The sequence below is a fragment of the Streptomyces sp. S465 genome (genome assembly GCF_026898115.1).
GTDB lineage: Bacteria > Actinomycetota > Actinomycetes > Streptomycetales > Streptomycetaceae > Streptomyces > Streptomyces luomodiensis.
The window spans coordinates 5,458,862-5,471,944 of the sequence record NZ_CP114036.1 but is presented as its reverse complement, the minus strand read 5'-3'; the positions used below and the strand labels follow the sequence as shown (position 1 = coordinate 5,471,944).

The 13,083-nt window shown below is 72.3% G+C and carries 1 protein-coding gene; it reads right to left on the bottom strand.

The features are described from left to right. Positions 1-10: 10 nt before the first annotated feature. Positions 11-12,913: a type I polyketide synthase gene (locus N6H00_RS22955; protein WP_443073233.1), complete on the bottom strand. Its 12,903-nt coding sequence runs from the start codon at positions 12,911-12,913 to the stop codon at positions 11-13. Between the last annotated feature and the right edge of the window lie 170 nt (positions 12,914-13,083).

Genomic DNA, 13,083 nt, shown 5'->3' with positions numbered 1-13,083 from the left:
TCGAGCGCGTTCAGGACTCGGACTGTTGCAGGGCGAATGCGATGAGGCTCTGGGTGTCCATGGTGTCGATACGGCCGTCCTGGTCCTCGGCCGCTCCGGCCCCGGTCCCGCCGCCGTTCCCGGCCTCGTCGCCGTTTCCGGCCTCGCTGCCGTTTCCGACACCGGCACCGGTCCCGGTCCCGGTTTCGTTGCCGTTCCCGTTCCCGTTCCCGGACAGCGGGGACTCCCCGTACAGTCCGGCGAGCTCCAGCAGGGTGTCCATCAGCCCGGCGTCCCGGAGGCGGGTCAGCGGAATGGCGGCCAGCGCCTGCCGGACCCGGGCCTCCGTCCCGTCGGGATCGTCCTGCGGCTCGGTGTCCGTCACCAGCTCCGCCAACAGGTGGCGGGCCAGCGCGGCGGGGGTCGGGTGGTCGAAGACGAGGGCGGCGGGCAGCCGCAGCCCGGTGGCGGCGTTCAGCCGGTTACGGAGTTCGACGGCGGTGAGCGAGTCGAACCCGATGTCCTTGAACGCCTTGTTGGCCTGGACGGTGTCCGGTGAGGCATGGCCGAGAACGGCGGCCACCTGGTCCCGCACCAGATCCATCAGCAGGCTGTGCCGCTCCCCCGCCGACAGCGCGGCCAGCCGGCGGGGCAGGGCGGACCGGTCGGCGGACGCCTCGGCACCCGTGAGCACCTTGCGCGCGGACCCGGGCCCCCGGGTCAGGCCGCGCAGCAACGGGGGCAGCAGTCCGGCCCCCGCACGCAACTCGGAGGTGTTCAGCCGGATCGGGAACAGCTGCGCCCGTTCGGCGGCCAGGGCGGTGTCGAAGAGGGCCAGGCCCTCGTCGTTGGACAGTCCGGTCACACCCGAGCCGCCCATCCGCCGGAGGTCGGTGCGGTCCAGGTGGCCGGTCATGCCGCTGGCCTCCTGCCATAGGCCCCAGGCGAGCGACTGGGCGGGCAGGCCCTGGGCCCTGCGGTGCTGGGCGAGCGCGTCCAGGTAGCTGTTCGCCGCCGCGTAATTCGCCTGACCGGGGCCGCCCAGGGTTCCGGCCGCCGAGGAGAAGAGGACGAACGCCGACAGATCCATGTCGCGGGTCAGCTCATGCAGATGCCAGGCGGCGTCCACCTTGGGACGCAGGACTGTGGTCAGCCGCTCGGGGGTCAGCGACTCCACTACCGCGTCGTCCAGCACACCCGCCGCGTGCACGACTGCGGTCAGGTCTCCTACGGTCGCGATGGCCTCCGCCAGCGCCGCGCGGTCCGCCGCGTCGCAGGCCACCACCGACACCTCGGCGCCCAGGGCCGACAGCTCGGCACACAGCTCCTCGGCACCCGGCGCCGCCATACCCCGCCTGCTGGTCAGCACCAAGCGGCGCACACCCCGCGCCGCCACCAGATGCCGGGCCACCAAGGCGCCCAGCACCCCCGTACCGCCCGTGACCAGCACCGTGCCCCGGCCGTCGAGCGGCGCCGGAACCGTCAGGACCACCTTGCCCACATGCCGCGCCTGGCTCATGAAACGGAATGCCTCGCGCGAGCGCCGCACATCCCACGTGGTGATCGGGAGTGGCCGCAGCGCACCCTCCCGGAACATGGACATCAGCGTGGCCAGCATCTCCCCGATCCGCTCCGGACCGGCCTCGATCAGGTCGTACGCCCGGTAGCCCTCGGCCGCCTCGCGCACATCCGTCTTCCCCAGCTCCAGGAACCGGCCACCGTCCGCCAGCGTCCGCAGCGAGGCGTCCACGTACTCGCCCGCGAGCGAGTTCAGCACCACATCCACGCCCCGGCCGCCCGTGGCATCGAGGAACCGCTGCGCGAACTCCAGGCTTCGGGAGGACGCGATGTGATCGTCGTCCAGTCCCATCTCCCGCAGCGCGTCCCACTTGGCCGGACTCGCCGTCGCCCACACCTCCGCACCCATATACCGCGCCAGCTGCACCGCCGCCATCCCCACCCCACCAGCGGCCGCATGCACCAACACCGACTCACCGGACCCCAACCCCGCCAGATCCACCAGCCCGTAATACGCGGTGAGGAACACCACCGGCACCGACGCCGCCTCCGCGAACGACCAGCCGGCCGGAATCCGCGCCAGCATCCGCTGATCCGCCACCGCCACCGACCCGATCGACGCCGGGAACAGGCCGAACACCCGGTCGCCGGGGGCGAGCCCCACGACCTCGGGGCCCGTTTCGAGGACCACGCCCGCGCCCTCGCTGCCCAGTCCTTCCTGGTCGACCATGCCGAGGGTGAGCAGTACGTCCCGGAAGTTGAGACCGGCGGCACGGATCTCGAGCCGCACCTGACCAGGCCCCAGGGGCTCCTCGGCGGCCTCTGGTCCGGGGACCAGCGCCAGACCGTCCAAGGTGCCCTTCTCGGCCACCTCCAGTCGCCAGGACGGCTCCCCCACGGGCACGGTCAGCGGGCCGTCGCCGCCCCACCGGGCCAGCCGGGGAACGGCCACCTCACCGGCTCGTACGGCCACTTGCGGTTCTTCGGTCCGTACGGCGGTGGGCAGCGCGGCCCATGAGGGTGCGCCGCCATCGACGTCGGCCAGGACGAACCGGCCCGGGTTCTCCGACTGTGCCGAACGCACCAGGCCCCACACGGCGGCGGCCGCGGGATCCTCGACGTCCTCGTGTGCTCCGGTGGCGACCGCACGACGGGTCACGATCAGGAGCCGGGACGAGTCGAAGCGCCGCTCCCCCAGCCACGACCGCACCATCGACAGCGCCCGGCCGACCGCCTCATGAGTCGCGGCCGGGGCGCCCGGGATGCCCGGGGTGCCATCGGAGTCCGTGGGGAAGGGGGCGACGACCACGTCCGGGGCCTCGGCGCCCGAGCCGATGGCCTCGGCGAGGGACGCGAGGTCCGCATGGGTGGGGAGCGCGAGGGCGCCGCCGGTTCGGTCCGCGTCGCCCAGCATCACCCATCCGTCGGTGGAGCCGGCCGACGTCGCGGGCGGGGCGGCCACCCAGTCCAGCTGGAACATCGCGTTGCCCGTCGTGGGCCGCGTCATGCGCAGCTGATCGGCGGAGACGGAGCGGAGGACCAGCGAGTCGATCGAGACCACGGGCTGTCCGGTGTCGTCGGTGGCCGTCAGCGTCACGCCGTCGGACGTGGTGCGGGTGACCCGGACGCGCAGGGCGGAAGCGCCGGCGGCGTGGACGGTCACCCCCTCCCACGAGAACGGCAGCAGGACGTGCCCGGGAGTATGGGGGAGATCGGTCAGACTCATCGCGTGCAACGCGGCGTCGAGCAGCGCGGGATGCAGCACGAACCCCTCGACGTCCGCGCCGCTCGGGAGCCGCACCTCGGCCAGCACCTCGGCGCCCTGCCGCCAGGCGGCCGACAGCCCCCGGAAGGAGGGCCCGTAGCCGAGCCCGGCTTCGGCGAACCGCTCGTACAGGCCGTCGAGATCCGCCGGGGCCGCCCCGGCGGGGGGCCAGGGGGCGTTCGCGCTCTCGGACGCGGCCGCGCCGGGGCCGACGAGGCCGGTGGCGTGCCGCAGCCACGGCTGATCGTCCGGGGCGTCCTCGGCACGGGAGTACACGGTGAGCGTCCGGACGCCGTTGTCGTCCGGCTCGGCCACGGTGACCTGGAGATGGGTGGCACCGTCCTGGGGGACGAACAGCGGGGCCTCCAAGGTCAGCTCCTCGAGGCAGCCGCAACCGACCTCGTCCCCGGCCCGCACCGCCAGCTCCACGAAGGCCGTACCCGGCAACAGCACCCGGCCCATGACCACGTGATCCGCCAACCACGGATGCGACCGCAACGACAACCGCCCGGTCAACACGACACCCCCACCATCAGGCGACCGCACCACGGCCCCCAGCAACGGATGCTCCACCACACCCAATCCCACAGCCGACACATCACCCGACACCACAGGCACATCAAGCCAGTACCGCCGCCGCTGGAAGGCATACGTCGGCAGATCGACCCGCCGCGCGCCCTCGAACAACGACGACCAGTCCACGTCCACGCCGTTGACGTACGCCTCGGCCACCGAGGCCAGGAAACGATCCAAGCCGCCGTCGTCGCGGCGCAGCGAGCCCAGCGCCACCGCCTCCGCACCCGCCGCGTCAATGCTCTCCTGCACACCGACCGCGAGCACCGGATGCGCGCTGGCCTCGATGAACACCCCGAAACCGTCGTCGAGCAGCGCCTGGGTCGCCGTGGCGAACCGCACCGTCTCCCGCAGATTCCGATACCAGTACGCGGCGTCCAGCTGCTCGGTGTCGAGCCAGTCGCCCGTGACCGTGGAGAAGAACGGCACCCGGGACGGCCGAGGCTCCAGCCCCCGCAGCCGGTCCAGCAATTCCTCGTGAAGCTGGTCCACATGCGCCGAGTGGGAGGCGTAGTCCACCTCGATACGGCGTGCCCGCACACCGTCCGACTCACAGGCCGCGACGAACTCGTCCAGCGCCGCCGCGTCCCCGGACACCACCACCGACGACGGGCCGTTCACCGCCGCCACTCCCACCCGGCCGTCCCAGGGCTCCAGCAGCGCACCGGCCTGGTCCGCCGAGACCGCCACCGACACCATCCCCCCACCACCAGCCAACGCCGTCAGCGCCCGGCTGCGCAGGGCCACCACCCGCGCCCCGTCCTCCAACGACAACCCACCCGCCACACACGCCGCCGCGATCTCACCCTGCGAATGCCCCACCACCGCACCCGGCACCACACCGAAGGACTCCCACAACGCCGCCAACGACACCATCACCGCCCACAACACCGGCTGCACCACATCCACCCGCCCCAACGCAACCTCGTCCCCCAACACCCCGGTCAACGACCAATCCACATGAGCCGACAACGCCCGCTCACACTCCGCCATCCGCCCCGCGAACACCGGCGAAGCCCCCAGCAGATCCACCGCCATCCCCACCCACTGCGACCCCTGCCCCGGAAACACCAACACCGGCTTCCCCGCACCCGCCACACCAGACACCACACCAACCCCACCACCACCAGACGCCAACACCCGCAGCCCCGCCAGCAGCTCATCCCGATCGCGGCCCACCACCGCCGCCCGCTCAGCCAACGCCGCCCGCGAGGAAACCAGCGACCACCCCACATCCCCCGGCCTCAGCCCAGGCCGCTCATCCACCCACGACACCAAACGCTCCGCCTGCCCACGCAACGCCTCAGCGTTCACCGCCGACACCGCCCAGACCACCGGACCGCCACCCTCGGCCGAACCCTCCACCACTTGGGAGTCATCGGCCTCGGCGACCTGCTCGAGAATCACATGCGCATTGGTCCCACTGACCCCGAAGGACGAGACCCCGGCCCGGCGCGGCCGGCCATCCTCCACGGCCCACTCCCGCGCCTCCGTCAGCAGCGACACCGCACCCGACGACCAGTCCACATGCGGCGTCGGCTCATCCACATGCAACGTCCTCGGCAGCACACCGTGCCGCATCGCCATCACCATCTTGATCACACCGGCCACGCCGGCCGCCGCCTGCGCATGCCCGATGTTCGACTTCAGCGAGCCCAGCCACAGGGGCCGGTCCGCCGCCCGGTCCCGGCCATAGGTGGCCAGCAGCGCCTGCGCCTCGATCGGATCGCCCAGCGTCGTCCCGGTGCCATGTGCTTCGACCGCGTCCACCTCGTCCGGCGACAGCCCGGCGCCCGCCAGCGCCTGCCGGATCACCCGCTGCTGCGACGGACCGTTGGGCGCTGTCAGCCCATTGCTCGCACCGTCCTGGTTGACCGCACTGCCCCGCACCACCGCCAGCACCGGAAGCCCGCGCCGCCGCGCCTCCGACAACCGGGCCACGAGCAGGACACCGACGCCCTCGCCCCAGCCGGTGCCGTCCGTGGCGGCCGCGAACGCCTTGCACCGGCCGTCCGCCGCGAGCCCGCGCTGCCTGCTGAACTCCACGAAGGCGCCCGGTGTGGCCATCAGCGCGACCCCGCCGGCCAGCGCCATCGAGCACTCGCCCTTCCGTAGCGCCTGGGCTGCCAGATGCAGGGCCACCAGCGACGACGAGCACGCCGTGTCCACCGTCAGCGCCGGACCCTCCAGGCCGAAGGTGTACGCCACCCGCCCGGACACCACACTCGCCGAAGTACCGGTCAGCAGATAGCCCTCGGTGCTCTCCGCGGCCTGCTGGACCAGTGCCGCGTACTCCTGACCGCTGACCCCCACGAACACTCCGGTGTGGCTGCCGCGCAGCGAGGCGGGGTCGATCCCGGCCCGCTCCAGCGCCTCCCACGACGCCTCCAGCAGCAGCCGCTGCTGCGGGTCCATGGCGAGCGCTTCACGCGGGCTGATCCCGAAGAACTCCGCGTCGAAGTCTCCGGCGCCGTTCACGAAGCCGCCCTCGCGGACGTACGAGGTACCGGGGTGGTCGGGGTCCGGGTGGTACAGGGCGTCCATGTCCCAGCCCCGGTCGGTGGGGAACGCGGTCATCCCGTCACGGCCCTCGGCCACCAGCCGCCACAGGTCTTCGGGCGACTCCACATCGCCCGGGAGGCGGCAGGCCATCGCCACGATCGCGATGGGGTCGTCATCGGCGACGGCCACCGCCGTGGCCTCGGTGACGTCCTCCGCACCGAGCAACTCGGCACGCAGGTGCTGGGCCAGCGCGTTCGGCGAGGGGTGGTCGAAGACGAGGGTGGCGGGCAGCCGCAGCCCGGTGGCGGCGTTCAGCCGGTTACGGAGTTCCACGGCCGTGAGCGAGTCGAAGCCCAGCTCCTTGAACGCCTTCGTCGCGTCCACGGCTTCCTGCGAGGCGTGCCCGAGCACGGCGGCCACGTCGGCGCGTACCAGGTCCAGCAGGATGCGCCGGCGTTCGGCTTCGGACGCGGCGGCCAGCCGGCGGTGCAGCGCCGAGCCCCCGCCGCCGGTGGCGTCACCGGACGCGGCGACGCGCCGGGACGGTTTGCGTACCAGCCCCTGGAACAGCGCGGGGAGCGCACCCGTCCTGCGGAGCGCGGCCACGTCGAGGTGGAGGGGGAGCAGGACCGCGTGTCCGCGGGCCAGCGCGGCCTCGAACAGGTCCAGAGCGTCCTTCGTGGCCAGGGGGGCCATCCCGGCGCGCGTCATCCGGCTGATGTCGGCGTCGTCGAGGTGCGCGGTCATGCCGCTGGCCTCCTGCCACAGGCCCCAGGCGAGGGACTGGGCGGGCAGGCCCTGGGCCCTGCGGTGCTGGGCGAGCGCGTCCAGATAGCTGTTCGCCGCCGCGTAATTCGCCTGACCGGGGCCGCCCAAGGTCCCGGCCGCCGAGGAGAAGAGGACGAACGCCGACAGATCCATGCCACGCGTCAGCTCATGCAGATGCCACGCGGCGTCCACCTTGGGACGCAACACCGCCTCCACCCGCTCGGGCGTCAGCGACTCCACCACCGCGTCATCCAGCACACCCGCCGCATGCACCACCCCGGACAGGTCTCCTACGGTGGCGATGGCCTCTGCCAGCGCCGCACGGTCCGCCACATCACACGCCACCACCGACACCTCGGCCCCCAGGGCCGACAGCTCGGCACACAGCTCCTCCGCACCCGGCGCCGCCATACCCCGCCGACTGGTCAGCACCAAGCGACGCACACCCCGCACCGCCACCAAATGCCGCGCCACCAACGCACCCAGCACACCCGTACCACCCGTGACCAGCACCGTGCCCCGGCCGCCGAGCGGCGCCGGAACCGTCAGCACCACCTTGCCCACATGCCGCGCCTGACTCATGAAACGCAGCGCGTCCACCGCCTGGCGTACATCCCACGTCGTCACTGGAAGCGGCCGCAGCACACCCTCCCGGAACAGGGACATCAACGCGGCCAGCATCTCCCCGATCCGCTCCGGACCGGCTTCCTGGATGTCGTAGACGCGGTACGTGACGCCTGGATGCCGGCCGGCCACGTCGTCCGGATCCCGCTTGTCGGTCTTGCCCATCTCGAGGAACCGGCCGCCGCGTGGTTGCAGTCGGAGCGAGGCGTCCACGTACTCGCCCGCGAGCGAGTTCAGCACCACATCCACGCCCCGGCCGCCCGTGGCATCGAGGAACCGCTGCTCGAACTCCAGGTCCCGGGAGGACGCGATGTGATCGTCGTCCAGTCCCATCTCCCGCAGCGCGTCCCACTTGGCCGGACTCGCCGTCGCCCACACCTCCGCACCCACGTGCCGTGCCAACTGCACCGCCGCCATCCCGACCCCACCAGCGGCCGCATGCACCAGCACCGACTCACCGGACCCCAACCCCGCCAGATCCACCAGCCCGTAATACGCGGTGAGGAACACCACCGGCACCGACGCCGCCTCCGCGAAGGACCAGCCGGCCGGAATCCGCGCCAGCATCCGCTGGTCCGCCACCGCCACCGACCCGATCGACGCCGGGAACATCCCGAACACCCGGTCGCCGGGGGCAAAACCGGTCACCCCGGGGCCGGCCTCCAGGACGTACCCGGCGGCCTCACCGCCCAGGCCGTCCTGGTCGACCATGCCGAGGGTGAGCAGCACATCCCGGAAGTTGAGACCGGCGGCACGAATCTCGAGCCGCACCTGACCAGGCTCCAGCGGCCGCTCGGCGGCGGTGGAGTCGACGAAGGCCACGTTGTCCAAGGTGCCCTTGCTGATGGTGTCCAGCCGCCAGGCGCCCTCGGCCTCCGTACGCACGGGCAGGGTCAGCGTGCCGTCCGAGGACGCCCGGACCAGCCGGGGCACCCACACCTTCCCCGCCCGCAGGGCCAGCTGCGGTTCGCCGGTGGCGAGCGCGGCCGGCAGGGCGGGCCAGAAGGGGGCGGGGGCGTCAGCCTCGTCCACGTCCACGTCCACGAGGAGGAAGCGGTCCGGGCTCTCCGACTGGGCGGACCGGACCAGGCCCCAGACGGCGGCCGCGCCCAGGTCGTCCACGGAACGCCGCTCGTCGACGGTCACGCCACCCCGTGTCACCAGGGCCAGCCGGGAGGCGGCGAAGTTCGGATCCGCGAGCCAGGTCTGGAGCAGGGCGAGGGCGCGGGAGGTGGCGTCGTACGGGCTCCCGCCGTCGCACCGGGCCAGCACCACATCGGGGGCGGCGGTCGTTCCGGCGGCGATCGCGTCGGAGAGGGCGCGCAGGGAGGGGAAGTCCTCGTCGGCTCGCTCCGGGAAGCCCACCGTGAGGTAACCGCCGGCCGCGGGTCCTTCGGAAGCCGGTACGTCGACGGCCGGTGTGTCCGCAGTGGATGCTGCGGCGGTCGACGTGGCGGCGGTCGGCAGCGGGGTCCAGTCGACGCGGAAGAGGGAGTCCTCGACGGCCCGGTGGCCGCCGCCGAGGGCGTCCGCTCGGACCGCCCGCAGCGTGAGGGCCTCCACCGAGGCCACCGGCCTGCCGGTGCTGTCGGCCGCATGTAGGGACACCGTGTCGGGGCCGGTCGGCGTGAGCCGGACACGGAGTGCGGACGCGCCCACGGCATGCAGTTCGACACCGCTCCAGGAGAACGGAAGGCGCACCTGCGCGGAGCCCGCCATGGTGTCCGCGAGGGCCGCCGTGTGCAGGGCCGCGTCGAGCAGGGCGGGGTGCAGGCCGAACCCGGTCGCGTCGCCGCCGCTGCCGTCACCGCCACTGCCACTGCCACTGCCACTGCCACTGCCACTGCCACTGCCACTGCCACTGCCAGCGTCACCGCCGCCAGTCAGCCGGACCTCGGCGAAGACCTCCTCACCGCGCCGCCACGCCGTGTGGAGGCCCTGGAACACAGGTCCATAGGCCAGGCCGTGCTCGGACAAACCGTCGTAGAGGCCGTCGAGATCCACCGGCGTGGCGCCTTCGGGCGGCCAGGAGGTGAGCTCGAACGCGTCGTCGGCGGCGTCGGGGGTCAGCACTCCACTCGCGTGACGGGTCCAGGGCTGTTCGGTTCCGCTGTGCCCCGCGTCTTCCGCGCGCGAGTAGACGGCCAGGTGACGGCGTCCGTTCTCGTCCGGCTCGGCCACGGTCAGGCTGAGGAGAACGCCGCCGTGGTCCGGCAGGACCAGGGGGGATTCGAGGGTCAGCTCGTCGATGCGGGGGCAGCCCACCTCGTCACCGGCGCGCATGGTCAACTCGACGAAGGCCGTGCCCGGCAGCAGTACGCGGCCCATGACCACGTGGTCCGCCAGCCACGGATGCGACCGTGACGACAGGCGTCCCGTGAACACCACGGAGTCCTCGCCGGGCATGCTCATCACCGCGCCCAGCATCGGATGCCCGGCCCCGCCGAGGCCGAAGCTCCCGGCGTCACCCGACAGCTCGGGTGCGTCGAGCCAGTAGCGCTGCCGCTGGAAGGCATACGTCGGCAGATCGACCCGCCGCGCGCCCTCGAACAACGACGACCAGTCCACGTCCACGCCGTTGACGTACGCCTCGGCCACCGAGGCCAGGAAGCGGTCCAAGCCGCCGTCGTCGCGGCGCAGCGAGCCCAGCGCCACCGCCTCCGCACCCGCCGCGTCAATGCTCTCCTGCACGCCGACCGCAAGCACCGGATGGGCGCTGGCCTCGATGAACACCCCGAAACCCCGCGCCAGCAACGCCTCGGTCGCCGCGCCGAACCGCACCGTCTCCCGCAGATTCCGATACCAATACCCGGCATCCAACTGCTCGGTATCAAGCCAGTCACCCGTCACCGTGGAGAAGAACGGCACCCGGGAACGCACCGGAGCGATGCCGCTCAGCTCCTCCAGCAACCGCTCCCGCAACACCTCCACATGCGCCGAATGCGAGGCGTAATCCACCTCGATACGGCGCGCCCGCACACCGTCCGCCTCACAGGCCGCGACGAACTCGTCCAGCGCCGCCGCGTCCCCGGACACCACCACCGACGACGGGCCATTGACCGCCGCCACGCCCACCCGACCACCCCACGGCCCCAGCAGCACGACCGCGTCGTCCGCCGAGACCGCCACCGACACCATCCCCCCGCCACCAGCGAGTGCGGTCAGCGCCCGGCTCCGCAGGGCCACCACCCGCGCCCCGTCCTCCAACGACAACCCACCCGCCACACACGCCGCCGCAATCTCACCCTGCGAATGCCCCACCACCGCACCCGGCACCACACCGAAGGACTCCCACAACGCCGCCAACGACACCATCACCGCCCACAACACCGGCTGCACCACATCCACCCGCCCCAACGCAACCGCATCCCCCAACACCCCGGTCAGCGACCAGTCCACATGAGCCGACAACGCCCGCTCACACTCCGCCATCCGCCCCGCGAACACCGGCGAAGCCCCCAACAGATCCACCGCCATCCCCACCCACTGCGACCCCTGCCCCGGAAACACCAACACCGGCTTCCCCGCACCCGCCACACCAGACACCACACCAACCCCACCACCACCGGACGCCAACGCCTCCAGGGCTTCGCGGATGTCGGCCGCCTCGCGTCCGAACAGCACGGCGCGGTGGCTGAGGGCGCTGCGGGAGGTGGCGAGCGAATACGCGAGGTCAACGGTGCCGTCCGCCTCTCCGCGCTCCACCTCGTCGAGGAACGACGCCAGCCGGGCGGCCTGTTCGCGCAGGGCGTCGGCACTCCCGCCGGAGATCACCCAGGGCAGCGCGGTGGCCGGGGCCGTGGCCCGGCTCACCACCGGCTGTTCCTCGGCCGGAGCCGGCGGCTGTTCGAGGATGACGTGGGCGTTGGTGCCGCTGATGCCGAAGGACGACACGGCGGCCCGGCGCGGCCGGCCGTCCGTCTCCGGCCACTCCCGGGCCTCCGTCAGCAGCGAGACCGCACCCGACGACCAGTCCACATGCGGCGTCGGCTCCTCCACATGCAACGTCTTCGGCAGCACACCGTGCCGCATCGCCATCACCATCTTGATGACACCGCCGACACCGGCCGCCGCCTGCGTATGCCCGATGTTCGACTTCAGCGAGCCCAGCCACAGGGGCCGGTCCGCCGCCCGGTCCCGGCCGTAGGTGGCCAGCAGCGCCTGGGCCTCGATGGGGTCACCGAGCGGGGTCCCCGTTCCATGGGCGTCCACGGCGTCGACATGTTCGGTGGAGAGTCCGGCGTCGGCCAGTGCCCGCAGGATCAGGCGCTGCTGCGAGGGACCGTTGGGGGCGGTGAGGCCGTTGCTGGCGCCGTCCTGGTTCAGTGCCGATCCCCGTACGACGGCCACCACGGGGTGACCGTTGCGCCGGGCGTCGGACAGCCGCTCCACGAGCAGCAGTCCGACCCCTTCCGACCAGCCGGTGCCGTCGGCCGTGGCGGCGAAGGACTTGCAGCGGCCGTCACGTGCCAGCCCGCGCAACCTGCTGAACTCGACGAACGCCCCGGGCGTGGACATCACCGTGACCCCGCCCGCGAGCGCCAGCTCGCAGTCCCCCCGGCGCAGCGCCTCGCAGGCCAGGTGCAGTGCCACCAGTGAGGACGAGCACGCCGTGTCGAGGGTGACCGCCGGGCCTTCGAGGCCGAAGGTGTAGGCGAGCCGGCCGGAGGCGACGCTGCCGGAGCTGCCGTTGCCGAGGAACCCTTCGAGCCCCTCGGGGATGGCGTGCAGCCGGGCCGCGTAGTCGTGGTACATCACCCCCGCGAACACCCCGGTCGGGCTGCCCTTCAGCGACTCGGCGGCGATGCCCGCCCGTTCGAAGGTCTCCCAGGCGGTCTCCAGCAGCAGACGCTGTTGCGGATCCATGGCCAGCGCCTCACGCGGACTGATGTTGAACAGGTCCGCGTCGAACAGGTCGGCGTCGTAGAGGAAGCCGCCCTCGCTGATGTACGTCGTCCCGTGCCGCTCCGGGTCGGGGTCGAAGAGCGCGGCGGCGTCCCAGCCACGGCCCTCCGGGAAGGGACCGATCCCGTCCCGCTCCTCGGCCACCAGCCGCCACAGGTCCTCCGGTGTCCGGACCCCGCCGGGGAACCGACAGGCCATGGCGACGATGGCGATCGGCTCCCGCTCCCTGGACTCCACCTCGTGCAGGCGCTGCCTGGCCTGGTGCAGATCGGTGGTCACCCGCTTCAGATAGTCCCGAAGCTTCTGCTCGTTCGACATCGGCCGTTCAGCTCCTCGCCTGGGAACGGAAACCCGTCGGTTGTGCGGTGGGAAACGTCTGTCGGTGTTCGTACGTGTGGTGCGGTACCTGTTGTGCGGTACCTGTTGTTCGGTACGTATGCGCTGTTACG